We start from the raw sequence: 25,548 nt of genomic DNA on the forward strand, positions 1-25,548 counted from the left end.
GAGGCTCGGCTTGCCGAGACGGGGCAGAGCCCCGGCCACTTTCAATGAAAATCACGACTTGGAAACAACCGCTTTGCTTGATCACGCGGATGCATCGCGCGCGCAGGTTGGCGACGCGGACGCGGTGCATCATCGGCTTCGGGGTGTGTGATTCCAACCTGATCATCCAGCGGATGGCCGAGCTCGCTTAAACGATGCGAAAGGTCCTCGACCTCTTGGGCAATCACATGCACGACAATCCCTTCACGCTGCAAAAAACCTGTGACGCGTAACAAGCGCCCGCCCATCACAGCGCGACGATACTTCTCATAAAGTTTGGGCCAAACTACTACATTGCTAACTCCTGTTTCATCCTCCAGCGTGAGGAAAATAACGCCCGACGCTGTGCCAGGGCGTTGACGCGTGATCACCAAACCGCACACAGAAATACGGTGCAGTAGCGCATCGGGGAGTTTATCATGCGGCGTCAGACCCGCAATGTTCGGACGTAAAAGCTCCATAGGATGCGCGCGCAAAGTGAGCCGCATGGAGACGTAATCCTCCACCACTTCCTCGCCCAAATGCATCGCTGGCAGAACCACGTCAGGTTCCGAAATGCTCTCCCCATCAATGGGATCATTGAAGAGCGGTAAGGGTTGTTGTCCGCGGATTGCCTTTACCAACCAAAGCGCATCGCGGCGGGTGTGACCCATGTCAGAAAACCCATCCGCTTCAGCGAGACGTTCGAGCACGGAAGGCGCAACGCCTGCGCGCAACCAGACCGCTTCTGGGTCACGATATCCATTGCCGCGCGCAGCGACGATCCAATCGGCATCTGCTTCGCGAAAGCCTTTGATTTGGCGAAAACCAAGTCGCAGTGCCAAAGCACCATCGCCGCGCCGCTCTAACGTGTTGTCCCATGCGCTGGAGTTCACGCAAATAGGGCGCACTTCGATGTGATGTTCCCGCGCATCGCGCACGATCTGGGCAGGGGCATAAAAGCCCATGGGTTGGGAGTTGAGTAAAGCGCAGGCAAAGACCGCAGGATGATGTTTTTTCAGCCAAGCGGAGACGTAAACCAGCATCGCAAAGGCGGCTGCATGGCTTTCAGGAAAGCCATATTCGCCAAACCCCTCGATCTGCGCAAAACAACGCTGTGCGAAGTCTTCGTCATAGCCACGCGCGAGCATGCCATTGATGAAACGATCCTTAAACGTGCTGATCGTGCCCATGCGTCGGAACGTGGCGAGCGAGCGGCGCAACTGGTCGGCTTCGGATGGATCAAAGCCCGCTGCGACCACGGCAATCTGCATAGCTTGTTCTTGGAAAAGCGGCACGCCTAGGGTTTTGCCGAGCACATCCTCTAATTCAGCCGAGGGAAAATGCACGTCTTCGCGACCTTGGCGGCGGTTGATATAGGGATGCACCATACCGCCCTGAATAGGGCCTGGGCGCACGATGGCGACCTCGATCACCAAGTCGTAGAATTTACGCGGCAGCATGCGCGGCAGGAAGTTCATCTGCGCGCGGCTTTCCACCTGAAATACGCCCACAGCGTCGGCGACGCAAAGCATATCATAGGTTTCAGGATCTTCTTGCGGCACCGTCGCGATAGAGAGCGTTTTGCGATCATGTTCTTGCAACAAATCAAAGCTTTTGCGGATGCAGCTGAGCATCCCAAGGCCCAGAATATCCACCTTCAGAATGCCAAGCGTGTCGATGTCATCCTTGTCCCACTCAATGACTGTGCGATCCTCCATCGCGGCGTTCTCAATGGGGCACAGCTCGTCAAGCCGTTCTTTTGTAATGACAAATCCACCCACATGTTGGGAGAGGTGTCGAGGGAAGCCGATGATTTCCCCAATGAGGCGGATGGTTTGCGCAAGGCGACGATCCTCTAGGTTGAGGCCCAATTCGCGCACGCGTTCAGGGTCGGCCCCTTTGTCGGATTGCCCCCAAATTTGGCTCGACAAGCCTGCAGTGACATCCTCGCTCAGCCCCATAACTTTGCCCACTTCGCGGATCGCGCCGCGCGTGCGAAAATGGGTGACCGTGGCGCACAGCCCTGCGCGATGACGCCCGTACTTGGCGTAGATGTGCTGGATCACCTCTTCGCGGCGTTCATGTTCGAAATCGACGTCGATATCTGGTGGCTCAGCACGCGCCTCAGACACAAAACGCTCGACCACCATGGTGATCACTTCGGGACTGACTTCGGTGATGCCGAGCAGATAACACAGGATTGAATTGGCGGCTGAACCGCGCCCTTGGCAGAGGATTCCTTGGGAACGTGCAAATTGTACAATGTCATGCACGGTCAGGAAATAAGCAGGAAAATTGAGAGCTTTGACCAGCTTCAGCTCTTTCTTGATCTGCGCTTTCGCCTTTTCGGTTGCGCCGTTTGGATACCGCTGCATCATGCCCTCATAAGCGAGGCGGGTCAGGCGTTCTTGGGGTGGTTCGCCCTCGCTGATTTCATCGGGGTATTCATAAGACAGCTCGCTCAGGCAAAAACTACAGCGCGCGGCGATTTCGACAGAGCGCTGAAGGGCGGCGGGATGATCACGAAAGACACGCGCCATGTCAGTGTGGCCCTTAAGGCGGCGTTCGGCGTTGGGCAGCGCGCGGGTGCCGATTTGATCAATGGTGATGTGTTCGCGCATGCAAGTGAGTACATCTGCGAGTTGACGGCGCTTACCGTGATGCATCAGCGGATCGCCCACGGCGACCATCGGTGCTGAGGTTTTGAGTGCAAGCCGCGCGCAAGCGCTGAGATAGGACTGATCAGAGCCATTGTAGCGTGGCGCGGCGCCTAGAAAGACGTGGCTGGGATAGCGGCGTTGCATTTTCTGGATATCATTGGCGGCCTTGCGCAAGGAACCATTGGGCAGGGCAATGAGGATCATGCCAGCGCAGCCCTCTAGTAGATCGGGCAGGTCGAGGTGACATTGCCCTTTCTCAGCGCGGCGTTTGCCGAGGGTCAAAAGGCGGGTGAGACGGCTGTAGGCGGGGCGATCTTTGGGCAGTGCGATCCAATCGACAGCGCTATCGCGCAAGACTAGCCGTGCACCCACGATGAGCTTGGGGAGATGGACCGTTTCAGGGCGTGGGATATGTTGCGGATCGCCAACTTCTTGGCGCGAAGAATGATCAAGTTGCGTTTCCGAACGGATGCGTATGGTGTCTTCACTTGCGCGTTTGAGTTCCTTCAGCGCTGCATAGGCACGCACCACGCCCGCCAGTGAATTGTGGTCCGTGATCGCGATGGCTTGCAGGCCCAGCTCTGCGGCGCGGGTGACCAATTCTTCGGGATGCGAAGCGCCGCGCAGGAAGGTGAAGTTGGTGGTGGTGGCGAGTTCGGCGTAGCTCATGCAAACTCCCCTTGGACATACCAGCTTGGGCTTTGCGGGGTGAAAAACAGCCACAAACGACGTCCTTGGCGTGTTTCGACGCACCAATAATCGCGGACCCCTGTGCGCCATTCATCCGATTCCAGCCACCATTCTGGTGCTATGCGTTCGGGGCCAGAGACACGCGCTGTGGCGAAGGACATACGTCGCCAGCGAAATCGTTTTGGTGGGGTAGGGGCCGCATGGGTCCCGATCAAAGGAGCGGGTGGAAAGATATGAAGCGGACGGGGGCGTATGGTAGACCAAGCGCTGTTTGGTGCAGAGTATGCTGCGGGAGAGATCAGGAAGCTGCGCTCTGGGATATGGCTGTCAGCAGGCAAAAACCGTTGCACATTTTCAAGGCTGATACGTGTGCCAATACGGGTGACAAGATCATCAAGCTGATCTTTGCCACCAGAGGAGACATGACTGAGTTGCTGCACCGGCATGGGTTCCACCTGCACTGCTTCAAGGCGCATTTGATCAATGCCGTAGCCCGCGTCCACATCACCGATGCCGCGTTCAAACAATGGTAAAATACGTGCTGCGTCGCGCATGGGGCGGGCGAGGCGCAGTTCGACCTGTTGGCTGTCTTGATCGATCCGGCGCAGGGTCAACGCCAGCACGCGCGCCCCAGTTTCGCGGGATTTGAGCTTTTCGCAGAGCTGGGTGAGCAGACGCGAGGTGCCTTCCATCACATCGCTTTTGATGCCGATCGGCTCGGGCAAGGTCATGCGCACGCCGTAGTGGGGCGGATCTTTGAGTGGTGTGATCTGTTCGGGCTGCTGGCCAAGCGCTTGATCGAGACGCATGAGCAGAGATGGGCCGAAACGACGCGTTAAAGGCGCGCGCGCGGCATTTGACAGCTCACCAATGGTGCGCAGGCCAAGGCGGCCCAAGCCCGTGACTGTCTTTTCCTCAAGGCGCAGCGCGGCGACGGGGAGATCTTGGAACACATCTAAAGCAGCGCCAACAGGAGCTGCGCCCTCACCGTGATGCGCCAAAGCCCAAGCCGCACCGCGACTGTCACCTAGACCGATGCGCGCTGAAATCCCTGCACGGGACAGGCGTTGGCGCATGTCCATCAGCAATTCGGCCTCGCCACCAAACAGATGCGCGGTGCCTGTGATGTCGAGGACGAGACCATCACCGTCCTCAAGCCCGACCCAAGGACAATACCGCACGGCCCAGCGACGCAACGCATGTTGGAAACGCCGATCCGCCAAAGGATCAGCCGGACGGCTTTGCAAATCAGGACAAAAGGCGCGTGCATCGGAAAAGGGCATGCCAGCGCTCAAACCCAGCCGCTCTGCTGCGCCATTCAAGCAATAAATCCGGTTGGTATTGCTGATGCTATGCGTCAGCGCGAATGGCCCCTCAAGGGGGCGCATCCGTAAAACGCGATCACTCGCCAGTCGCGGAAACCAGATGGAGACGACGCGACGCTGTATCCCATCGAACATGCCAAGATCCTAATGTTCCTGATTTGTTCTTAATAAGTTCGTAACGCTGGAGAGTCGAGTCTCCTGCGGCAGAGAAAGGGTCAAAAATTGGGGAGGCATGCCATCGGGACTCGGCGGCATTGCTGCCCATACCTTCTGGAATCAGGCATAGCCCTGTGGATTTCCCAGCCTTTGCAGAAAGTTGCAAGCGCCGCCCTTGGATCAAACCCATGGGCTGACTGATTTCTAAAATCACCAATACAACAGAGCCATCGCGTAGGGCTTCTTCGGCAACGGCAAGACCTTCGGTCTGATCCTTTACCTGCGCAATCAAGAGTTTAGCTGGATCAAAGAAAGGACTAAGGCCGAGTGGGTTCAACCCCTCGGGACGCCAATGTTCGCGAATCCACAGCACTGTGCCTTGCGCGGCACTGGCGCATACAACAGCAAAACTTGCAGCACTTGGGCCGCAAACTTCATGCACACGCGCCGTGCGCAAAGGAAAAGAACTGGCGAAATCTGGCGTCATGGGAGTGATGTGTAGCGCAAATATGAGCGGTATCAAATAGCGTGATTGCCGCGCTCTTGCAGATCTAGCCATACTGCTTACCTCTGCAGGAGGAACATAGATGACAAGGGAATGCGATGGGCACTTTGAACGGAAAAGTGGCTCTTGTCACAGGGGCTAGCGCGCCAAAGGGTATCGGACGCGCCATTGCACAGCGTTTGGCGAAAGAGGGCGCGGATGTTGTCATCACGGATATTAATGGCACGTTCAAACAACAGGACATCGAGGTGACGCGGGCAGACCTTCTGCAAGGGCTGGTGCAAGATATCATGTCGCAAGGTGGATCTGCCATCGCCCTAACGCTTGATGTGACATCTTCGCGGGACATCGCAGCGATGATGGAGCACGTTCTGACCAAATTCGAACGCTTGGATATTTTGGTGAACAATGCAGGATCCTTGTCAGGTTCAGACAATTTCTTGTCCACGAGCCCCGCGCAATGGACCTCCAGCTTTGAGGTGAACTTGCTGGGGCCAATGATGCTGTCACAAGCGGTGATCCCCCAAATGCGCAAACTTGGCGGGGGACGGATCATCAATATTGGCTCTACGGGAAGCCTTGGGGCTGAGCCAGGGTTTGGGGCTTATACGGCGATGAAACATGGTCTGGTGGGTTTAACGAAAACGCTGGCCGCAGAGTTTGGGCCGGATGGTATTCTGTGTAATACCGTTTGTCCCGGCTTTATCGCGACGGATATGCACGAAGCGGCCAATACGCGGCTGTCCCAAGAGCAAGGGAAAAGCGTGACTGAAATTAAACAAAGCAGGTATTCCAATGTTGCCTTGCGCGATGCAGGATTGCCCGAAGACGTGGCCAATGCAGTTGCCTTTCTGGCGGGCCCCGATGCGCAATATGTGACAGGGATCAGTCTTCCAGTGACGGGCGGCGTTCCTTTCGGCATTTAGCACCTCGTCGTCTCTGGGTGAAAACGCGCCGTTAATCTGATGGTTTCATCGCTGGATAGGTGATTGAGTGCGCCCAAAGGCCGAAACGGCTGATGAAGGACGCGGTGATGAACGACATTTGGGCCGGATTAGAGGCTGCTTTTTGGCTGATCGTCACGCTCGATAGTGATCTTGTCGAAATCACGTTGCGTTCGTTGCAAGTGAGCGTGAGCGCGCTTGTGATTGCCTCTTTGATAGCACTACCTTTCGGCACATGGCTTGCGATCCGTCGTTTCAGATATCGCCGTACCGCGATTGCTGTGTTGAACGCCTTAATGGGTTTGCCGCCTGTGGTGGTTGGTTTGATCGTCTATTTGTTGCTTAGCAGATCTGGCCCTTTTGGCGTATTTGGGTTGCTCTTTACGCCCACTGCAATGATCATTGCACAGGTGATTATTATCACGCCTCTGATCGCCTCGATCACGCATCAAGCGATGCGTGAGTTATGGGCGGAATACCATGATTTGCTGATCTCGCTGAACACGTCCAAGCGTCAACGGATCATGACCTTGATTTGGGATGGTCGTCGTGCATTGCTGACGGCAGCTTTGGCAGGATTTGGGCGTGCGATTGGCGAAGTCGGTGCAATCATGATCGTTGGGGGCAATATTGACCATGCGACACGGGTTCTTACGACTGCAATCGCGCTGGAAACAGGCAAAGGTGATTTTGCGCTCGCGCTCGGGCTTGGCTTTGTGCTGATCGCCCTTGCTTTGGCGGTGAACATCTTGATTCATTCCCTGTCGCGCACAGAGCAGGAGGGACGCTGGTGAGTTTGTCGCTGTCCAAGGTTGTGGTGAAGCGCCGTGGCAAGATCATTCTAGGACCCGTTGATCTGGCGCTGAATGCACCTGATATTACGATTGTTCTGGGGCCGAACGGTGCTGGCAAGACCACGCTGTTACGCGTGCTACATGGGGTTGAGCGTCTTTCCTCTGGTGGATTGAGCCTTTCAAAACCTGACGCGCAAGCACGTCAGGAACAATCCTATGTGTTTCAAAGTCCAATCATGTTGCGGCGCAGTGTCCGCGCTAATCTGTCTTATCCCTTAGAACTTGTTGGTACAGCCAAACCCGACATTGCCCAGCGTGTTGAGGCATGGGCTGAGCGTATTGGACTGGCGGATGCCTTAGAGCGTCACGCGCCAAGGCTCTCAGGGGGCGAAAAACAAAAACTTGCCCTTGCGCGTGCACTGATCCGTGAACCGGATGTGCTGTTTTTGGATGAACCTTGCGCCAACTTAGATGGGCGCTCCACGCGTGAGATTGAGACATTGCTGAAAGAGGCCCACACCAACGGAACGCGTATAATCATGACAACCCATGATCTGGGACAAGCACGGCGCATGGCGTCTGAAGTGGTGTTCCTGTTAGCTGGAAAAGTACATGAGCGCAGCGCGGCGGACAGATTTTTCGCAAAGCCTGAAACCTCTGAAGCGCAAGCGTTCCTAAATGGAGACATCATTGAATGATACGACTTGCTGTAGTGATATGGCTGGCCTTTGGCAGTGCAGCATTCGCCGAAACCATACGGCTTGCAGTGACAACAAGCTTTCACAATTCGGGATTGTCGGATGTGCTCTTGCCCGCAATCAAGGAAGATATCGACCTCGAAGTGCAGCTTTTGGTCGTTGGAACTGGGCAAGCTTTACGTCTTGGGCGGGCAGGAGATGTTGACGCGATCCTTGTACATTCCAAAGCGGTGGAGGACGCTTTTGTCGCTGAAGGTTTCGCGCCTTATCGTCGTGAGATTATGTACAACGACTTTGTTCTGATCGGGCCTGAGACTGACCCTGCTCAACTTAAGCAAGCGATGAGTGCAAGTGATGCTTTAACTCGGATCGCATCAGCAAAGGCGTCTTTTGTCTCACGGGGTGATGAAAGCGGAACCCATAAGAAAGAGCTGGCTTTATGGGATGCTGCGGCGCTTGACGTAGAAACCTTTGATCCGTGGTATAAAGCTGTCGGGGCGGGCATGGGCGCGAGCTTGAATACGGCGTCAGCTATGGGCGCATATATTCTTGCAGATCGCGCAAGTTGGTTGAATTTCGGAAATAAAACCGGGCTGGCGTTGCTCTACGCTGGTGATCCGGTGCTTTTTAATCAATATGCCTATTTGCCAGTGAACCCAGTGAAACATCCACATGTGAACGCAGATGCGGCACAGCGTCTCGAAGCGTGGCTTGTGTCGCAAAAGGTTGCTGACTTGATCAATAGTTACACGATCAATGGCGAACAGCTTTTTACTTTCAACGCGATGGATTAAAGGCTGCGGAGCAGTTCTTGCGAGGGTGTTCCGGTCACAGCTAGACCTTTGCTGCGTTGATAATCGCGCACTGCGGCTTGGCTTTTGGGGCCGAATACACCGTCCGCACCTCCCGTATCAAACCCGCGCCGTGTGAGGCGTTGTTGTAAGGCGATCCGGTCGTCTTTGGTCAGGCCATTTGCATCTGGTGGGAACTGCCCACGCAAAGGACCAGCGCCTGCAATGCGGTCAGACAAATGCCCGACACCAATCGCGTAAGCGTCTGAATTGTTGTAGCGTTTGATCGCGCGGAAGTTGCCAGTGGTTGCAAATTTCGGACCACCTGCTTGTGGCTGAAGCGTGCCTGAACTGCTTTCCGATCCCCATTTTACGCCACGCGTCCAACCGTTGCGCTGAAGGTAAGCGGCGGTGGACGCAAGTGCGTCAGAAGGATCAGCGGACCAGATATCACGACGACCGTCGCCTGTGAAATCAACGGCAAACCCTTCGTAAGACGTCGGGATAAACTGTGTGTGCCCCATCGCACCAGCCCAGCTGCCAACCATACGCTCTGCGCGGATGTCACCGTTTTGGATGATCTTTAGCGCTGCAACGAGTTGTTTTTCAAAGAACACGCCACGCCGTCCGTCAAACGCGAGCGTAGAGGTGGAAGAGATGATAGGGATATCTCCCATGCGCTCGCCATATTGGCTCTCAAGCCCCCAAATGGCGCAGATGATTTCTGCATCAACACCGTATTTTGCCTCTAAAGCGTTTAGGGTCGTGCGGTGGCGTGCAAATGCTGCGCGCCCTTTTGCGACCCGCGCATCCGAGGCGGCAATAGAGAGTTAATCCTCGAGCGAGCGTTTGAATTCAGTTTGATTGCGGTCACGTTTGATCACACCAGGCAAGAAGCCAGCACCGCGAAATCCGGCAGCAATTGTGGCCGCGCTCAGCCCGTATCCACCTGCACGATTTTTGAAGGAAGAGACCCAAGCATCATACCCTGCGTTGGGTTGCGGGCGAAACTCAGGTGCAAGCCCCGCGCTGCGCGGTGCAGCGGTGCTGCCACGCGAACCGTTGCATGCACTTAGGCCAAAAGCACCACCAAAAGCTCCTAGGGTCAGGGCAAACTCACGTCTGGAAAAACTCATGTCACTGCTCGCGCTTATCTCTTTAATTTTGCGCATAAGCCTAAAGCATTGTTTCCAGTGTGCAAACAATCAGGTGTCTGTTTCCGTCTCCGGCACATTCCCGCGCATCAGCGCAGCGAAATCAAAGAGCTTGGGGTCCAACAAATGCGAAGGCCGCGCATTGGTTAATGCGCGAAACATCACTTGGCGACGACCGGGACTGTTGGCTTCCCACTGATCCAGGATTTGTTTCACCTGTTGGCGCTGCAACCCGTCTTGTGAGCCGCAAAGATCGCAAGGAATAATCGGGTAGTTCATTGCGCTCGCGAATTTCTCGCAATCGACTTCGGCCACATGAGCGAGAGGGCGGTACACGAACAAATCTCCCTCATCATTGAGCAGTTTAGGCGGCATCGTGGCAAGGCGACCGCCGTGGAACAGGTTCATAAAGAATGTCTCTAGAATGTCATCGCGGTGGTGGCCGAGTACTACGGCAGAGCAACCTTCCTCGCGCGCGATACGGTAGAGGTTTCCACGACGCAGACGCGAACACAGCGCGCAGAATGTGCGACCTGCGGGGATTTTATCCATGACGATGGAATAAGTGTCTTCATACTCGATACGATTTGGCACGCCCATTTTCTCAAGAAACTCAGGGAGCACTGTCGCAGGAAAATTGGGCTGGCCTTGATCCAGATTGCAGGCGATCAACTCAACGGGTAAAAGCCCACGCCATTTCAATTCCGTCAAAACCGCAAGCAAAGTGTAGCTGTCTTTGCCACCAGACAAACACACAAGCCATTTCGTTCCTGGCTCGATCATCCCGTACTGTTCAATCGCCTCGCGCGTTTGGCGCACAATACGTTTGCGCAGCTTCTTGAACTCTGTCGTGGACGGAGCGCCGTGAAAGAGCGGGTGAATGTCATCGTGATCATCAAGCATGGGATGGCCTCAACATAGGGATGGCAGTTAGTCTGGCACGTTATCAATGCCAGAGCCGCCCCAAGGGTGACAACGGCCAATACGACGCGCGGCAAGCCAACTGCCTTTAAACGCGCCGTGTTTCTTCAACGCTTCCATCGCGTAGGCGGAACACGTTGGGTCGTAACGGCAGTGCATTCCGACCCAAGGGGACAGCAACAAGCGGTAAGCGCGCACAGGCAAAGCAACAATATGGGCCAGGGGGGTCATTTGTTAGCGTGCAGTTTCTTGAGGGCGTAGCGCAAGTCGCCGATGAGCAGATCGAAAGGGCGGTTTGCGGTCGCCTCTGCGCGGCCGATGAGCACGTAGTCGCACCCGTCAGCACCATGAGTTGGCAGAACGGTACGCGCGGCTTCGCGAAGGCGGCGTTTGGCACGATTGCGGGCCACAGCGTTGCCGACTTTCTTGGAACAGGTGAACCCGACGCGCTTGGCAGGATTATCATCACGGCGATTGCGCATCTGCACCATCATGGAGGCCGTGCCTTGACGTCGCGCTCGCGCGGCTTGCAAAAAGTCGTTGCGCTTTTTGATGACCTCAAGACGCAAAGAAACCGCCGGGGGCATAGTCTCATCAGCGTTTAACGCTTCAGAGGCCTCCGGCGGTGTCAAAGTCATAAACCTAAAAGAGTGACGCTTACGCGCTCAGCTCTTTACGGCCCTTGGCGCGACGCGCGTTCAGGATCTTGCGACCTGCTTTTGTCGCCATGCGTGCGCGAAAGCCGTGGCGGTTCTTGCGAACGCGATTCGATGGTTGAAAGGTGCGTTTCATCGCTCCGTCTCCGTTTTAGTAGGCTTGCCGCGTAGAATCGCGCAGACCCGATGTAACTTGAAGCCCGTCCAATAGAGGGGCGTGGTGGATAAGTCAAACCAAAGCGTCGCAATTTTCTGCAACATTTAAGCTGTTCTTGAGAGAGCGAATGTTACAGTTTTATGAGAATGTCCAGCTTTGATCACGCCAACTGTCACTCGAGATCAAGCGCGCGTGATGAGGCTACCGCAATCGCGTTTAAATCAGCATGTTGCATCCAAGCAAGCGCAACAGATTTGAACCGAAAGAACACGATGAGCCATATGACGAACTCCCCCGAGACAAAATCTGGATTGGCCAGAATCATCCCCATGTTGGCGATCTTAGTGATTGCTGTGATTGGTGCATTTACCTTGAAAGACTACCTGAGTTTTGATGCTTTGCGCGATAATCGCGAGGCGTTGATTGCGTTTCGCGATAGTAACTATCTTTTTGCAGTCATTGGATTTTTAGCGATTTACGTAGCGATTGTTGGATTTTCGCTTCCTGGTGCAACGATAGCTACGCTGACTGGTGGCTTCTTGTTTGGTACCGTCTTTGGCACGCTCTTTAACGTGACGGGTGCCACTATTGGAGCGACCCTGATCTTTCTGGCCGCGCGTTACGGGTTTGGCGAAAAGTTGGGTGCTAAACTGGAAAGTAGCAAAGGGCCTGTAAAGAAAATCAAAGACGGCATCGATGAAAACCAATGGTCTATGTTGTTCATTATTCGCCTTGTGCCTGCAGTTCCTTTCTTCATTGCAAACTTGATCCCTGCGTTCCTTGAGGTGCCTTTGCACCGCTATATGATCTCGACATTCCTTGGCATTATTCCGGGAACCCTAGTGTTCACATCCGTTGGTGCGGGACTGGGCGAAGTGTTCGCTGCCGGTGAAACGCCCAATCTTGGAATCATCTTTGAACCACACATTCTTCTGCCGATCCTCGGCCTGAGCGCGCTGTCGCTTTTGCCAATTCTCGTGAAAGCCGTGACCGGCAAAAAGGACATTTGAACATGGAAACGATCAAAACAGACATTCTTGTCATTGGTGCTGGCTCTGGGGGTCTTTCAGTTGCTGCCGGCGCGGTCCAAATGGGAGCGTCAGTGGTCCTGTTGGAAGGTCACAAGATGGGTGGCGACTGTTTGAACTTCGGCTGCGTCCCGTCCAAAGCGTTGATCGCTTCGGCTAAGGCGGCTTATGCACAATCGCATGCATCTGAATTGGGTGTCGCCAATGTATCGCCAAAGGTGGATTACGCTGCTGCCAAGGATCATGTGGCAGGTGTGATCGCGCAGATTGAGCCTGTGGACAGTCAAGAACGGTTTGAAGGTCTGGGCGTGCGCGTGATCCGTGAATACGGAAAATTTATTTCTGCAACAGAAGTGGAAGCTGGGGAATACCGCATCAAGGCGCGGCGTATTGTGATCTCTACAGGGTCGTCTCCGTTCGTTCCGCCCATCCCCGGTTTGGATACTGTGCCTTATGAAACGAATGAGACATTGTTTGAATTGCGCGAGCAGCCAGAACACTTGCTGATTATCGGTGGCGGTCCCATCGGCATGGAAATGGCGCAAGCGCATTTGCGCTTGGGAAGCAAAGTGACAGTCATTGAAGGCGCGAAGGCGCTGGGCAAGGACGATCCCGAGATGGCGGCGATTGTGCTTGATAAGCTTCGCGCAGAGGGGCTTGTGATTGAAGAAGACGCCTTAGCGGGTGAGATTAAAGGCACTGCGGGCGCGATCGAAGTGCACGCAAAAGATGGCCGTGTTTTCAAAGGCTCACATCTTTTGATGGCAGTGGGGCGCAAGGCCAATATGGACAAGTTGAACCTTGAGGCTGCAGGCATCAAGACACATCGTACTGGCATCGCTGTTGATGACAGTATGAAAACCACAAACAAAAAGGTCTACGCCATTGGCGATGTTGCGGGTGGTTTGCAATTCACGCACGTTGCTGGATATCAGGCTGGGGTTATTATCCGTTCTGCGCTTTTTGGATTGCCGGCAAAGCAAAGTACGACGCATATCCCTTGGGCGACATATACGGATCCCGAGCTGTCACAAGTCGGTTTGACGGAAGCGCAGGCGAAGAAGCAGCACGGTGCGCAATTGGAAGTCGTACGGTTCGAAATTCATCACAACGACCGCTTGATTGCTGAGCGCAAAGCTTATGGATTGATCAAAGTAATGGTCGTGAAGGGCCGCCCTGTCGGTGTTTCTATCGCGGGCCCGCAAGCGGGAGAGCTTATCGGTATGTGGTCACTCGCGATTGCGAACAAATTGAAAATGAGTCAGATTTCAGCAATGGTTGCGCCTTATCCTTCTGTATTTGAGGTGAACAAACGTGCAGCTGGTGCATATTTTACGCCCCGTCTGTTTGAGAATGACACTGTCAAAAAAGTTGTGCGCCTTGTGCAACGTTGGTTGCCGTGATTGTCTGCGCGCATGTTTTGAACCTGTGGGACGCTCCGCGGGGAGTTTACTTGGAAAAATGAAGAGCTTGCCAAGCATAGAAGGGCGCGCGTGCGCATGTTGAATTCGCTTTCTGGTCGGTTTTTGATCCTGACCACCGTGTTTGTGATGTTGGCGGAGATGTTGATCTTTTTCCCGTCCGTTGCACGGTTTCGCGAAGACTTTTTATTATCGCGCTTAGAGCGCGCGCAGATTGCATCGCTCGCACTTCTGGCGGATGACATGATAGCGGCGGATCTTGAGGAAGAGCTGTTGCTGAATGCAGAGGTCTTTAATGTGGTTCTACGACGTGATGCTGTGCGGCAGTTGGTGCTCACATCGCCCATGCCCCGACCGATTGACGGCACCTTTGATCTGCGCGATCCACCCGCAATGATCCTTATAAGAGATGCTGTCACGCGCCTTTTAAAGAGTGAGCCCGAGGTGATCCGTATTATCGGCGCACCAGTGCGTGAAGCGGGTTTACTGATTGAGGTCACGATGCCGACCGAAGGGTTGCGTGCTGCAATGCTGGATTACGGTTTGCGCATTTTGGCGCTTTCTGCGGTCATTTCTATCTTTACCGCGAGTTTGTTGTTCCTAGCGGTACGGTTTTTACTTGTGCGGCCCATCCGCGGGGTTGTCGATCACATGCAGCGCTATGCTGCTGCGCCCGAAGATGCGCGCCAGATTATCGAGCCATCCTCTGGTGTGACCGAGCTGCGCGAAGCGGAGGACGCGTTGCAATCGATGCAAGTTGAATTGACACAGGCACTCAAGCAAAAGGAACGACTCGCGCAACTGGGAGGGGCTGTTGCACGCGTGAGCCATGACTTGCGCAATATTCTGACCTCTGCACAGCTATTCACCGACCGCATCGAGATGAGCGAGGATCCCGTTGTGCAACGCATGGCACCGAAACTCGTCAATTCGATCACGCGTGCGGTCAATTTGTGTGAAACAACACTTGCCTTTGGCAAAGCGGAAGAGCCGGCACCGCGCCTTACGCGATTTGCGCTCAATGAGATTGTAAGTGATGTAATCGCTTCAGAACGGCTCGCTGTGGGTGAGCATGATTTGAGCTTTGCCGAAGGCGTGCCGATTGGTCTGTCGGTGCGCGCGGATCCTGAGCAGCTTTACCGAGTGATTTCCAATCTTGTGCGCAACGCGCGCCAGGCAATTATTGCGACAGGCAAAGCAGGTGAAATTTCGGTTAGTGCGCAAGAAAGCGATGATGATTGGGTGATCCGAGTGCATGATACTGGCCCGGGCCTGCCCGCCAAAGCGCTTGAGCATTTGTTTACACCCTTTCAGGGCGGTGCGCGAAAAGGTGGCACAGGTCTTGGCCTTGCGATTGCAGCAGAGCTTATTCGCGGGCACGGTGGGGTGCTTGAATTGGTCCGTTCCACGGATGCAGGAACTATGTTTGAAATGCGTTTGCCAAAGGGTGATGTGGCTGTCTGAAGAAAGCCGCAAGATTGCTGCGTTTTGCCCTTGCAACGCTTTCGCGCCTCGTCTAATCAGCACTTAACGGACCGATAGCTCAGCTGGATAGAGTACCTGACTACGAATCAGGGGGTCGGGGGTTCGAATCCTCCTCGGTCCGCCACTTCCCTTGAAAACATTACGTTTTTCTGCACCCACCTGTTAGGTGGGAACAGAGGTGGGAACACCGCCGTTTTCGATCAAGTTTCGAGGCCAAAACGGTTGGTTATATCCGCGTTGTCGTAGTTCTGATCAGACAGGACCCGACGGTTGGCTCTACGTGTATAAACCTCGCTTGCCTTCGGGCTGGAATGACCATGCGCAGCCATGATTTGGAACTCTGAACTATTAGACTCTGCAAAGATGCTTCCGGTACGCTTACGAATGCCGTGTGATGAGATGTCCTTGGGCAAGCCAGCAGCATCGATCCACTTACGCATTCGATGGCCGAAACCCTTGGCCGAATAGGGTTGCCCAAGCTCGCTCAACAGAAAGGCTTTTGAACCGGTATTCGTCTGATCAAGGACATGCTCGATGTATGGATCAAGCGGCGCAAATACCGGTTTCTTGTTGCGCAGACTGCCCTTGACGGGAGTAAACTCGATATAGCGTCGCCCATCATATTCTGTGATATGCTGCGGGCCGAGCAAGACAACATCTGATCGCCGACAGGCGGTGTATAAATACAATGTGACTGCTAGATGCGCCGTTGAGCCAAGTGGGTAAAAATTGAGGAACTGCGTGATCTGCGCATCGCTCCATTCGACGAACCCGATTGTATCATAGTTCAAAGGCTGAACCCCATCTGTCGGGTTTTTGAGGATCAAGCGACCGGGTTTCTTTGCAAATTTGAACATTCGCCGCAGTGCTTTGAGCATATTGTTATGTGTTGCGGGCGTACTTGTCAGCGTGTCGAGGGTAAACTCAACGGTAGCATCGTCGAATGTACTTAGGTCTGCATTGCCAAGAACAGGCAGCGTACGCTTCAAGATACCTGTATAGGTGTCGCGAGTACCCGGCGCGATCTTTTGTTTGGTTACCTCTCCATCCATGTGCTGGAGGTAGAGTTCAACGAGTTCGCCATAGGTTCCCTCATCAAATCTGGATGCGCGTTGCCGTCGAGAGCGAAGCTTTTGGACCTCTGCATCACCGCCGTTCATCAGTCGTCGGTATTCTTGTTCGAACCCAGGTTGACCCGGTTGACCTTTGATTGTGATCTTTGGTGCATCCCGGTTGCGAAAGAACCTGTATCTGAGTTTTCCATGACGAGTTTTCTCTGAATATAAGCATTCTCTAATCTTGGGCATCAGCATTGCCCTCTGCGATTGATGTGAGCCTGTAGTAAAGCATCGGCAGACATCGACCCAGAGACACAGCGTCCCGAGGTATCAAGCCTTTCATCGATTTCATTGCGGTCCCACCGCTTCAGGCGAGAAGACGGGCTGATCTTGGGTTTTGGAATTGTACCATCTTCGGCCCAGTGATCGACTGTGCGCTCACTGACCGATAGGTATTCGGCAACCATGCGTTTGTTGAGCAGTCTGGGCCATCGGGCTGGTTGTTTTTCAGGCTTGGTCGGTCTGCTTGGATGAAGAATGTTTTGCGTGTTGGCAAAAGCAACCTGCTTTTCGAATACTATGGGGTCGGTTGTGATCAAGACACACCTCCTTGGTGGTCTCGACCGTGGTTACACCCGTCTTCGAGAGGATTTGATTAGCGGGTATTGCAACCCTAGCTCCTATATCGGGTTCGATCTCAAATTTTCAAGAGCTACGCAGAATTGTCGCCGACATGACAAGGCGATTACCGGAGAGTGGTTTTTATAGAATTCAATCGTTTAAAAAAGATATCTAGATGAATTTCGCCAGTCCAAAACTACACACGATGACTCACAGTTTGCCGAACAGCGTGCGCGGTCGTAGAATCGAAGTTAGCACAAATTGGGATTTACAGAAATGATTGTGAAAATAAGGTCTGTTAGGCAAAATCATTCCTCACTCGTAGACAAACTGTATCGAAATGGTCCCTCGTTGTATCGAAATCACCCAAGGTAATCGATGATTGGGCAGTCAGGCATGTTGTCCCCACGGCACGATTTCACCAAGTGTGATAACTCATCATGAAGCGATTGTAGTTCGCGTTGTTTGACTTCGATCTCCTGAAGACGCTTGGACGCAATGCGCTTAACCTCAGAGCTTGTGCGGTCCTGATCCTGATACAGTCCCAGAAGCTCCCGACATTCTTCTATGCTGAAGCCGAACTCACGTGACCTTCGGGCAAATACCAGTTTGCGAACCGCTGCGTCATCGTAGCTACGGTAGCCTGCATCTGAACGGGAGGGTGCCTCCACCAACCCGATGTCGGCGTAGTAGCGCACGGTTTTGACGGGCAGCCCCGCAGCTTTTGATGCAGCAGAGATATTCATAAAATACGTCCTTGACCTTCCAGTTACTGGAAAGACTAGGTTGATGCTGAAACAGTTGCAAGGGTGCGATTCACGCCCGAAAGGATTCAATCTCGTGCCTAAAGATACTACTCCCAAAACCGCCACGCTGTATCGCATGGTGATGACCGATCACATGTGCCCTTACGGATTGAAGTCCAAAGACCTCCTGGAACGTCAAGGCTATCAGGTTGATGACCGACATCTAACCAGCCGCGAAGATGTCGATGCGTTCAAAGCCGAACACGAAGTCAAAACCACCCCGCAGACATTTATTGGTGAAGAACGTGTGGGCGGCTTTGATGATCTGAGCGCGTATCTTGGGAAGGCTGTTCAGGCCAAAGATGCCACAACATACAAGCCAGTGATCGCATTGTTCTCGGTCGCGGCACTGATGGCTTTCGTGGTCACCTGGCTCACGCTTGGGACCATGTTCACAGGACGGACAGTGGAGTGGTTCATCTCGATCTCAATGGTGCTGTTGGGCCTGCAAAAGCTGCAAGATGTCGAACGGTTTGCCACCATGTTCCTCAACTACGACCTGCTTGCACAACGCTGGGTTCGATACGGATATGTTTACCCATTCGTTGAAACAGGTGCAGGTCTTCTCATGATGGCGGGAGTCCTGACATGGCTTTCAGCACCAGCGGCCTTATTCGTTGCCAGTATCGGTGCGGTGAGCGTGTTCAAAGCGGTCTACATCGACAAACGTGACCTCAAATGCGCCTGCGTCGGTGGTGATAGCAAGGTGCCATTGGGGTTCGTGTCATTGACAGAGAACCTGATGATGGTCGGCATGGCGATCTGGATGCTCTCGAAGCTGTGATGAGAAAGCGTTTGACCCTCCACCAACTGGAAGCATTAACAACACCCAAAAGACCTGACGGGCAGAGACAGTTATGAAACCAATTTTAGCAATTGCAGCCATACTTGTGGCAGGTGGCCTCGGCTACGCGCTGTGGCCGAACGCATCACAGACATCCCAATCAGACGACGTATCCAGTCTGGAAGGTGGTGCATTAGTTGATGTGCTGGTGCCAGACACTTTGTCACAAAATGCTCAAATCGGACAGCTTGGCTATGAAGCCAAATGTGCAGCCTGTCATGGTGCGAATGCGGCGGGTGAAGATGGCGTTGCCCCGCCATTGGTCCATGTCATCTACGAACCAAGTCACCACGGCGATGAATCGTTCCAACGGGCGGCGGAGATGGGTGTTCGTGGGCATCATTGGCCATTTGGGAACATGCCCCCTGTGGAGGGTGTCACACGGGCAGATGTTACGATGATCACCGCCTACATTCGCGAATTACAACGTGCCAACGGGATCAACTGATGGCGAATAACACAACAAGTAGACAAGGCATGACTATGAAGAAAATTTTACTCGCAGGTATGATCGGGATGTGGGCGACAGGGGTGATGGCGCACTCACCCCTTGATGGAACAACACCCGCCAATGAGGCGACCGTGACAGAGATGCCCGTCGAAGTCCTGATGGATTTCAAAGGCGACATCCGCCTGACAAAAGTATCGATCACCCATGCCGACACGCATAGCATGGAGATGGACCTTGGCGATCAAACTGCATTCGCACAGGAGTTTACATTGCCAATGCACGATATGGGAGCGGGTCTTTATGTTGTTGAATGGCGAGGGCTTGGCTCTGATGGTCATGCCCTGAACGGCACCTTTAGCTTCACTGTTGAATAGCGATGCCTGATGCGTTCGGGTTGGCGGCAATCGTCACAAAACTTGCACTCTACATTGGTGTGATGACAGCCGCTGGCACAGTCATTGCAACGGTGATGTTTCGCCTGAAAAACACCCGTGGGCTGGTCATCATCTTCGGCCTGCTCGGTTTTGGTGCAGCAATTCTGGCCTTCGCATTGCGTGGTGCAAACCTGACTGGCGATGTCACTGGCATGACCGATCCCGAAATGTTGGGTCTGCTCTGGTCTACACCTGTTGGCACGGCTTTGATGTTACGTCTTTTGGGCCTTTGCTTGGTGGTCGCTGGCCTGTTTATGGGCCGTGTCGGGTCATGGGTATCGGTGGTTGGTGGCATCATCGCGATCTGGTCGTTTGATCACGTCGGACATGTGTCTGGCCGTGAAACCAGGCTGCTGGATATCGCATTAACCTTGCACCTGCTGGCGGTCGCCTTTTGGATCGGTGTTCTGACGCCCCTCAAGCGTTTGGCGTCGCAAGCTGAAACATATAGCATGGCGGCGGATGTTGGGCAGCGGTTTGGTGTTGTGGCCTCCGTTACTGTTCCTGTGTTGATCCTCGTCGGCGGCTACATGGGGTTTCAGCTTGTGGGGTCGTTCTCTGCCCTTTTAGGCACGGGATACGGGCAGGCGTTGATCCTCAAGGTGCTTTTGGTTGCGGGGCTTCTGGGTCTGGCCGCTGCCAACAAATTACGGTTCATACCCGCGCTTCGGTCAGGTGATCCCGCCGCTGCACGTCATCTCTCCAAATCCATATCAATCGAATGGTTGGTCATCCTTGCCGTGCTTGGTGTGACCGCCCTTCTTACAACGCATCTGACCCTGCCAGCATGAGACTACATATGAACAGACGACATTTCCTGGCCACTGTGTCGGCCACAGCACTCTTGCCACTGCCAATTTTTGCGGCCCAAGACACCTGGCGGCTAAAGGCCGAGACGGTAACGCAGCAAATTCTGCCAACTGGGGACAATGCGACCCCCATATTGGGCTTTAACGGATCGATGCCAGGTCCAGAACTGCGGGTGCGTCGTGGTGAGCGGGTGAGCATCGATGTCGAGAACGGTCTTGATGAAGGCACGGCGGTCCATTGGCACGGCATCAGGTTGGAAAACAAGATGGACGGGGTGCCGATTTTGACCCAGGAATTGATCAACCCTGCGGGCACCAAAACCTACAGCTTCACCCCGCCTGACGAAGGCACATATTGGTACCACTCGCATTACATTTCTCACGAACAAGTTGCGCGGGGGATGATGGGCGCACTGATCGTTGAAGATGAAACGCCCCCAGACGTGGATCATGACATTACGGTTCTGATGTCTGACTGGCGAATGCAGGAAGATGGTAGCCTGTCCGATGAGTTCACCGATATGCACTCGGTCGCTCATGGCGGTTACATAGGCAACTTTGTCCGCGCGTTCCTGTCCAAGGATGAGGTGAAGACAGGGGACCGAGTGCGGTTGCGGTTGATCAACGCAGCAACAAATCGCATTTTCCCGATGGCGATCAGTGGCGTTGCGGGATCAATCGTGGCCTTCGATGGCATGGCCCTGCCTACGCCACGTGACATGACAGACCTCGTGCTGGCCCCTGCACAACGTGCCGACGTGATCGTTGATATCAATGGCCCCGTTGGCTTTGACATGATGACCCGTGAGGGTTCGTATCGCCTCGCTGACCTTGTGGTCAATGGAACCAACCCCGACAGACGTGCTGGTCCGATTATGGCTCTGTCGCAGCCCGCTGTGCCAACGCCTGCTGAACCCACGCAACATTTGACCCTGACCATGATGGGCGGGGCGATGGGTGGTCGCCATGATGGCGACAATATCTGGGCATTCAACAACGTGTCTGACCTACAGGCCGACCCTTTCGGATCATTTCAGAGAGGTGAGACGGTCCGCATCACACTCGCCAATGACACATCGTTCCCTCATGGCATCCACCTGCATGGCCACCATTTCTATGAAGTAGGCGAGGACGGTGACTTGGGTGATCTCAGGGACACAACGCTGGTGAACGCAAACGAAAGCCGCGACATCATCTGTGTCTTCGACAACCCAGGCCGTTGGATGCTGCATTGCCACATGCTCAGCCACGCTGTTGGCGGGATGCGCACATGGGTGAACGTAGCATGAAATGGACGATACTTGCCTTGCTGACTTTGGCCTCACCCGCTGCTGCGGATCACAACTGGGATCACAGAGACATTAATGCGGGTCGTAACCTGTATGCCGACAATTGCGCATCGTGCCATGGAGCTAACCTTGAAGGTCAACCAAACTGGCAATCCCCGAACGCAGATGGTGTTCTTCCAGCACCTCCACATGATCGGACGGGCCACACATGGCACCACGATGATGCGCTGTTGTTTGAGTATACCAAGCTTGGTGGCCAGGCCGCATTGGAGGTGCGTGGTGTGACAGGGTTCAACAGCGGTATGCCTGCTTTTGGCGAAACTCTCACCGATGATGAAATATGGAACATCCTCGCCTATATTCGATCAACTTGGTCTGACCGAGAGCGGGACGTTCAAGCCAGCCGAAACCCACCGCATGACTGAAGCACGTCGAGATACGAACATTCTGGCGAAACACACTTTGCCGATTTGGAGTGTGATTTCCTTATCGTCATTGGCTGTTCACCTGCTGCTGCCTGAGACTGTATCGCAGGTCCTTGCGGCCATGCTTTTGTCATTGATCGCTGGTGTCTACATTGGCTTTGCCGCGATGGATGGTCGGATGAAACGCATTGTGGTCGAAGCCACGGTGGCGTGTCTCTTCATGGTCTTTGCTGTCTGGAGTCTGATGACTGCGTCTTGGTTGATACCTTTTGGCTATCTGGCCCACGCAGGTTGGGATTTCCTGCATCATACCCCGTTGTTCGAGGTGGCTATGCCTAAGTGGTATATTCCTGCTTGTGTCGTTGTTGATGTGATCGTCGGGGTCGGCTTGTGGCTGATCTGGTCACTATGACAACGCATACTTGCCACGTGCAATCTTGACCATACGACCGTCATCACACAATGCTTTGAGGGTGCGATAACAGACTTCATGCGTCAGGTTTATCCGGGTCGCCAACTCAGTCACCGTTGCATCAAGGTATCCTGCCTGCACAGCCGCCAAGACACGATCTTTGGCAGATGGGATCGAAAGTAGCTCAATATGAGCGCGATACTGTTGAACCTGAACGGCAAGCAATCTGGTGAACCCCTCAATGAATGTGGGGTCGGACTGCATTGTTGAAAGGACATCAGCTTTGGCGATCTTCAGAACGCTACCATCCTCGGTGCAAATCGCGTCACAATGATAGGTCTCTGAAAAGACGGAGGCTTCGGCGAAGAACCCGCTAGTCACCGCTCTGTGTAAGGTCAGAGTGTCGCCCCCCAGCCCAATGCGTTGCAACGTCACACTTCCCGAAACAACACGGAACAGCCCAGATGTTGCCTGCCCTTGCCGAAACAGCACATTACCCTTCCGCATTTCAATGGTGCGATAGGCCGTAGCGGGCAGGTTTGAGAAGGGATCAGATTTCATATGATCCAAATCATATGTGACTAAGGTAAAGTTGGATAGGCTGATGTGGAAAAAGGAGTATCCAATGAAACGAAGCCTACTTTCAGCCGGACTTGTCATCGCCGCGTCGGGCGCAATGGCGCAACACGCCCATACCTCTTCCGGTTCACCAAGCGAAACAGGGCAAGCCCAATTCGCTGCAATTGCCGAGATCGTCACACTGTTGCGCAATGACCCTGACACGAACTGGGAACAGGTCGATATCAAAGCATTGCGTGATCATCTCGTGGATATGGACAACGTGACGACGGGTGCGTCGGTTGAGCGGATGATTGACGGGCTGACTGTGACGTTTGTTATCACGGGTGACGAAGTGGTCTCAGCCTCAATCCAACGCATGGTGCTGGCCCATAGCCCGATGTTGCAAGGGTCATCGGACTGGACCGTCCTAGCCGAAGAACCGGATGATGGTGCGACCATGTTGGTGCAGGTTGGTTCGGACGATGAGTTGAACCAGGTGCTTGGTCTTGGCTTCTTCGGGTTGATGACCGTTGGTGCGCATCACCAACAGCACCATTTAATGATCGCGACTGGGCGGTCGCCGCATTAACTGGTCAGGAAACACAACTGGTTGTTTGTGTATTGATTCTAGCCAAGATCTACTAATGCTCCGTCCGACAGTGCCTGTGATCGGCGAGAGAGGTCAGCACGTAACAGTTATTCGAACTCCCATCGCCATCACAACCATCAGAGATGCGCTCCAATTCGGCTTCTAACGCTGTTAGCCTCCGAAGTTTCTCACGGACATCAGCCAATTGGTCTTGAGCGATCTCAGTAGCGTACTTGCAGGAACGGTCGGGATGCTGTTGCAGATCAATCAATGCGGTGATGGCTTCGATTGAAAACCCTAGGTCACGGGCGTGCTTGATGAATCCGAGCCGTTCCACACCATCTTTGTCGTATCGGCGTTGATTGCCATCAGTACGCCCCGCCGACTCCAGCAGCCCAACTTGTTCGTAGTAACGAATGGTCGGAACCTTGACCCCAGTCTGCTTTGACAACTGTCCAATGGAAAACATTTGCATTACCCCTTGAAGCTCTAGTGACTAGAGGTTGTAGATAGGATGGGACACAAAGAAAAGGCGATTCGTATGTCCCACCAATCTCGCACCCACAAGTCCGTTCAGGACTGGCATCCCACAATTCGACTACCTCAACAGTTAGATACAAAGGAGACGATCTAATGGCAGGGTGCTGTGGACATGATGCCAAGTTCGATGGCGTGTCGGCTGACTATAAGCGTCGCTTGTGGATCGTTATCGCATTGAATGCGACGATGTTCGTTGTCGAGATGACAGCAGGTCACTACGCCAAATCTCAGGCACTTCAAGCTGATGCATTGGACTTCCTTGGCGATGCGCTGACCTATGGCATCTCATTGGCGGTTATCGGTGCATCAATTCAGGTTCGTACGAACGCCGCTCTGTTCAAAGGCGTGAGCCTTCTGTTGATGGGCCTTTGGGTCTTTGGATCGACCCTGTACCGCGTTTTCTATGTTGGCGTACCAGAAGCCGAAATCATGGGCGTCGTCGGACTACTCGCGTTGGCAACCAATCTGGCCAGTGTGATGCTGTTGGTAAGGTATAAGGACGGGGACGCCAACGTACGGTCGGTGTGGCTGTGTTCACGAAACGACGCCATTGGCAATGTCGCGGTCGTATTCGCTGCCTTCGGAGTTTGGGGAACCGCAACTGGGTGGCCTGACTTGATCGTGGCTGGTGTCATGGCGACTCTCTTCTTGTCGTCGGCTTTCCAGATTGTCCGTCAAGCATTGCAAGAACGGCGTGACGCCACCTCTCATGTCGGAGGAACTGCATGATGATCGGTGTTTTGACAGCCTTAGGGGTGGCGATTGCTGTCGCAACGCTCACCGCGATTGTCTGGTCAATCGTGTATCCCGAACGTCGCCTTTGGCCACCAAGGCAATATACGCGGCTGACACCTTTGCTGGTGTGGGTGCCGACGTTCACACTATTCGGAACCATGATCGCAGTTGGTGTGTTGGAATGGGGTACATGGTCTATCCCCACTACGATCAGGTTCGGACTAGGCAGTTTGTTGATAATCTTTGGCAATGTCGGAGTGTGGTTGGAGGTCTCAAAATTTGGAATAGATCAGACGGGTGGCGCACATGGCACTCTGCGGACGGGCGGGCTGTACCAGTATTCCCGCAACCCTCAATACCTCGCAGACATTTTGATCGTCACTGGATGGGTTCTGATGTCGGCTTCGCCCGCCGCACTTACGATTGGATTGCCATCCATCCTCATGCTACTCGCAGCCCCATTGCCTGAAGAAATTTGGTTAAGGGATACTTATGGGCTTTGTTGCACAAATCGGGCACTGTAGGATTCACTGTGTGAATCCAGCGTGATAGCTCGCGGACATGAGCA

The 25,548-nt window shown here is 54.0% G+C and carries 30 protein-coding genes, 1 tRNA gene and 1 pseudogene; 18 read left to right on the forward strand and 14 right to left on the reverse strand.

Going from position 1 to position 25,548, the window contains the following annotated elements:
• Positions 1-41: 41 nt before the first annotated feature.
• Genes ACTG3Z_RS15135 through ACTG3Z_RS15145 form a run of 3 tightly spaced genes read right to left on the reverse strand, consistent with a single transcriptional unit; the run spans position 42 to position 5,339 of the window.
• Positions 42-3,350: an error-prone DNA polymerase gene (locus ACTG3Z_RS15135; RefSeq protein ID WP_439143870.1), complete on the reverse strand. Its 3,309-nt coding sequence runs from the start codon at positions 3,348-3,350 to the stop codon at positions 42-44.
• Positions 3,347-4,831 carry a Y-family DNA polymerase gene (locus ACTG3Z_RS15140; RefSeq protein ID WP_439143871.1) on the reverse strand — a complete coding sequence of 495 codons (1,485 nt, stop codon included), beginning with the start codon at positions 4,829-4,831 and terminating at the stop codon, positions 3,347-3,349. Before ACTG3Z_RS15140 ends, ACTG3Z_RS15135 begins: the two co-directional genes overlap by 4 nt.
• A complete protein-coding gene (locus tag ACTG3Z_RS15145; protein WP_439143893.1) occupies positions 4,773-5,339 on the reverse strand; it encodes an ImuA family protein in 567 nt (188 codons plus the stop codon). Before ACTG3Z_RS15145 ends, ACTG3Z_RS15140 begins: the two co-directional genes overlap by 59 nt.
• Before the next feature lie 116 nt (positions 5,340-5,455).
• On the opposite strand from ACTG3Z_RS15145, the gene ACTG3Z_RS15150 reads away from it, so the two are divergent.
• From ACTG3Z_RS15150 to ACTG3Z_RS15165, 4 genes are all read left to right on the forward strand, one after another.
• Positions 5,456-6,283, forward strand: coding sequence for an SDR family NAD(P)-dependent oxidoreductase (locus tag ACTG3Z_RS15150; protein ID WP_439143872.1), 828 nt, complete (start codon positions 5,456-5,458; stop codon positions 6,281-6,283).
• 107 nt (positions 6,284-6,390) lie between these two features.
• Positions 6,391-7,095 carry an ABC transporter permease gene (locus ACTG3Z_RS15155; protein ID WP_439143873.1) on the forward strand — a complete coding sequence of 235 codons (705 nt, stop codon included), beginning with the start codon at positions 6,391-6,393 and terminating at the stop codon, positions 7,093-7,095.
• Positions 7,089-7,793, forward strand: a complete 705-nt coding sequence (locus ACTG3Z_RS15160; protein WP_439143894.1) for an ABC transporter ATP-binding protein — start codon at positions 7,089-7,091, stop codon at positions 7,791-7,793. The genes ACTG3Z_RS15155 and ACTG3Z_RS15160 overlap by 7 nt, the downstream gene beginning before the upstream one ends.
• Entirely contained in the window at positions 7,790-8,587 is a 798-nt protein-coding gene (locus tag ACTG3Z_RS15165; RefSeq protein ID WP_439143874.1) for a substrate-binding domain-containing protein, read from the forward strand. Before ACTG3Z_RS15160 ends, ACTG3Z_RS15165 begins: the two co-directional genes overlap by 4 nt.
• On the opposite strand, the pseudogene ACTG3Z_RS15170 reads toward ACTG3Z_RS15165, so the two are convergent.
• The 6 genes and pseudogenes from ACTG3Z_RS15170 to ACTG3Z_RS15195 all read right to left on the reverse strand — a co-directional run bounded on the left by ACTG3Z_RS15170 (position 8,584) and on the right by ACTG3Z_RS15195 (position 11,803).
• Positions 8,584-9,720, reverse strand: a pseudogene (locus ACTG3Z_RS15170) (lytic murein transglycosylase). The gene ACTG3Z_RS15165 and the pseudogene ACTG3Z_RS15170 overlap by 4 nt on opposite strands.
• 69 nt (positions 9,721-9,789) lie before the next feature.
• Positions 9,790-10,641: a tRNA 2-thiocytidine(32) synthetase TtcA gene (ttcA, locus tag ACTG3Z_RS15175; protein ID WP_375266924.1), complete on the reverse strand. Its 852-nt coding sequence runs from the start codon at positions 10,639-10,641 to the stop codon at positions 9,790-9,792.
• A gap of 27 nt (positions 10,642-10,668) precedes the next feature.
• Complete coding sequence (yidD, locus tag ACTG3Z_RS15180) at positions 10,669-10,890, reverse strand: membrane protein insertion efficiency factor YidD (RefSeq protein WP_375266923.1); 222 nt, start codon at positions 10,888-10,890, stop codon at positions 10,669-10,671.
• Positions 10,887-11,291, reverse strand: a complete 405-nt coding sequence (rnpA, locus tag ACTG3Z_RS15185) for a ribonuclease P protein component (protein ID WP_439143895.1) — start codon at positions 11,289-11,291, stop codon at positions 10,887-10,889. The genes yidD and rnpA overlap by 4 nt, the downstream gene beginning before the upstream one ends.
• A gap of 25 nt (positions 11,292-11,316) precedes the next feature.
• Positions 11,317-11,451 (reverse strand): 50S ribosomal protein L34, encoded by a 135-nt coding sequence (gene rpmH, locus ACTG3Z_RS15190; protein WP_009831305.1) that lies wholly within the window; start codon positions 11,449-11,451, stop codon positions 11,317-11,319.
• A 193-nt stretch (positions 11,452-11,644) separates the two neighbouring features.
• On the reverse strand, positions 11,645-11,803 hold the full coding sequence (locus ACTG3Z_RS15195; protein ID WP_375266921.1) for a hypothetical protein: 159 nt from the start codon (positions 11,801-11,803) through the stop codon (positions 11,645-11,647).
• On the opposite strand from ACTG3Z_RS15195, the gene ACTG3Z_RS15200 reads away from it, so the two are divergent.
• From ACTG3Z_RS15200 to ACTG3Z_RS15215, 4 genes are all read left to right on the forward strand, one after another.
• Positions 11,802-12,482: a TVP38/TMEM64 family protein gene (locus ACTG3Z_RS15200; protein WP_439143875.1), complete on the forward strand. Its 681-nt coding sequence runs from the start codon at positions 11,802-11,804 to the stop codon at positions 12,480-12,482. The genes ACTG3Z_RS15195 and ACTG3Z_RS15200 overlap by 2 nt on opposite strands.
• A gap of 2 nt (positions 12,483-12,484) precedes the next feature.
• A complete protein-coding gene (locus ACTG3Z_RS15205) occupies positions 12,485-13,903 on the forward strand; it encodes a dihydrolipoyl dehydrogenase family protein (protein WP_439143876.1) in 1,419 nt (472 codons plus the stop codon).
• Between the two features lie 96 nt (positions 13,904-13,999).
• Positions 14,000-15,385, forward strand: a complete 1,386-nt coding sequence (locus tag ACTG3Z_RS15210; protein ID WP_439143877.1) for a sensor histidine kinase — start codon at positions 14,000-14,002, stop codon at positions 15,383-15,385.
• Between the two features lie 68 nt (positions 15,386-15,453).
• Positions 15,454-15,530, forward strand: a tRNA-Arg gene (locus ACTG3Z_RS15215).
• Between the two features lie 76 nt (positions 15,531-15,606).
• Here the strand turns inward: ACTG3Z_RS15215 and ACTG3Z_RS15220 are convergent.
• The 3 genes from ACTG3Z_RS15220 to cueR form a co-directional block, all read right to left on the reverse strand.
• Positions 15,607-16,566 (reverse strand): tyrosine-type recombinase/integrase, encoded by a 960-nt coding sequence (locus tag ACTG3Z_RS15220; RefSeq protein WP_439143878.1) that lies wholly within the window; start codon positions 16,564-16,566, stop codon positions 15,607-15,609.
• A gap of 146 nt (positions 16,567-16,712) precedes the next feature.
• Positions 16,713-17,063 (reverse strand): helix-turn-helix transcriptional regulator, encoded by a 351-nt coding sequence (locus ACTG3Z_RS15225; protein WP_439143879.1) that lies wholly within the window; start codon positions 17,061-17,063, stop codon positions 16,713-16,715.
• Positions 17,064-17,447: 384 nt separating this feature from the next.
• Entirely contained in the window at positions 17,448-17,831 is a 384-nt protein-coding gene (gene cueR / locus ACTG3Z_RS15230) for a Cu(I)-responsive transcriptional regulator (RefSeq protein ID WP_439143880.1), read from the reverse strand.
• A 94-nt stretch (positions 17,832-17,925) separates the two neighbouring features.
• Here cueR and ACTG3Z_RS15235 point away from each other — a divergent pair, with 94 nt between their 5' ends.
• The 7 genes from ACTG3Z_RS15235 (at position 17,926) to ACTG3Z_RS15265 (ending at position 22,555) form a co-directional block, all read left to right on the forward strand.
• On the forward strand, positions 17,926-18,675 hold the full coding sequence (locus ACTG3Z_RS15235; RefSeq protein WP_439143881.1) for a MauE/DoxX family redox-associated membrane protein: 750 nt from the start codon (positions 17,926-17,928) through the stop codon (positions 18,673-18,675).
• Between the two features lie 73 nt (positions 18,676-18,748).
• Complete coding sequence (locus ACTG3Z_RS15240) at positions 18,749-19,183, forward strand: c-type cytochrome (protein WP_439143882.1); 435 nt, start codon at positions 18,749-18,751, stop codon at positions 19,181-19,183.
• A 35-nt stretch (positions 19,184-19,218) separates the two neighbouring features.
• Complete coding sequence (locus ACTG3Z_RS15245) at positions 19,219-19,560, forward strand: copper resistance CopC family protein (protein WP_439143883.1); 342 nt, start codon at positions 19,219-19,221, stop codon at positions 19,558-19,560.
• Between the two features lie 2 nt (positions 19,561-19,562).
• Positions 19,563-20,411 (forward strand): copper resistance D family protein, encoded by an 849-nt coding sequence (locus ACTG3Z_RS15250; RefSeq protein WP_439143884.1) that lies wholly within the window; start codon positions 19,563-19,565, stop codon positions 20,409-20,411.
• An 8-nt stretch (positions 20,412-20,419) separates the two neighbouring features.
• Positions 20,420-21,718 carry a multicopper oxidase family protein gene (locus ACTG3Z_RS15255; RefSeq protein WP_439143885.1) on the forward strand — a complete coding sequence of 433 codons (1,299 nt, stop codon included), beginning with the start codon at positions 20,420-20,422 and terminating at the stop codon, positions 21,716-21,718.
• Positions 21,715-22,143 carry a c-type cytochrome gene (locus tag ACTG3Z_RS15260; protein ID WP_439143896.1) on the forward strand — a complete coding sequence of 143 codons (429 nt, stop codon included), beginning with the start codon at positions 21,715-21,717 and terminating at the stop codon, positions 22,141-22,143. Before ACTG3Z_RS15255 ends, ACTG3Z_RS15260 begins: the two co-directional genes overlap by 4 nt.
• A complete protein-coding gene (locus ACTG3Z_RS15265; protein WP_439143886.1) occupies positions 22,136-22,555 on the forward strand; it encodes a hypothetical protein in 420 nt (139 codons plus the stop codon). The genes ACTG3Z_RS15260 and ACTG3Z_RS15265 overlap by 8 nt, the downstream gene beginning before the upstream one ends.
• On the opposite strand, the gene ACTG3Z_RS15270 is transcribed toward ACTG3Z_RS15265, so the two are convergent.
• Positions 22,550-23,116, reverse strand: a complete 567-nt coding sequence (locus tag ACTG3Z_RS15270; protein ID WP_439143887.1) for a Crp/Fnr family transcriptional regulator — start codon at positions 23,114-23,116, stop codon at positions 22,550-22,552. The two genes, ACTG3Z_RS15265 and ACTG3Z_RS15270, sit on opposite strands and share 6 nt — an antisense overlap.
• 64 nt (positions 23,117-23,180) lie before the next feature.
• Here ACTG3Z_RS15270 and ACTG3Z_RS15275 point away from each other — a divergent pair, with 64 nt between their 5' ends.
• A complete protein-coding gene (locus tag ACTG3Z_RS15275; protein WP_439143888.1) occupies positions 23,181-23,705 on the forward strand; it encodes a hypothetical protein in 525 nt (174 codons plus the stop codon).
• Positions 23,706-23,757: 52 nt separating this feature from the next.
• On the opposite strand, the gene ACTG3Z_RS15280 is transcribed toward ACTG3Z_RS15275, so the two are convergent.
• On the reverse strand, positions 23,758-24,174 hold the full coding sequence (locus ACTG3Z_RS15280; RefSeq protein ID WP_439143889.1) for a MerR family transcriptional regulator: 417 nt from the start codon (positions 24,172-24,174) through the stop codon (positions 23,758-23,760).
• A gap of 164 nt (positions 24,175-24,338) precedes the next feature.
• Between ACTG3Z_RS15280 and ACTG3Z_RS15285 the strand changes: the two genes are divergently transcribed.
• Together ACTG3Z_RS15285 and ACTG3Z_RS15290 are read left to right on the forward strand one after the other, a co-directional pair.
• Positions 24,339-24,974, forward strand: a complete 636-nt coding sequence (locus ACTG3Z_RS15285; RefSeq protein WP_439143890.1) for a cation transporter — start codon at positions 24,339-24,341, stop codon at positions 24,972-24,974.
• Positions 24,971-25,504: a methyltransferase family protein gene (locus ACTG3Z_RS15290; protein WP_439143891.1), complete on the forward strand. Its 534-nt coding sequence runs from the start codon at positions 24,971-24,973 to the stop codon at positions 25,502-25,504. The genes ACTG3Z_RS15285 and ACTG3Z_RS15290 overlap by 4 nt, the downstream gene beginning before the upstream one ends.
• Positions 25,505-25,548 lie beyond the last annotated feature (44 nt).

Origin of the sequence: Planktotalea sp. (assembly GCF_965659345.1) — a bacterium.
GTDB lineage: Bacteria > Pseudomonadota > Alphaproteobacteria > Rhodobacterales > Rhodobacteraceae > Planktotalea.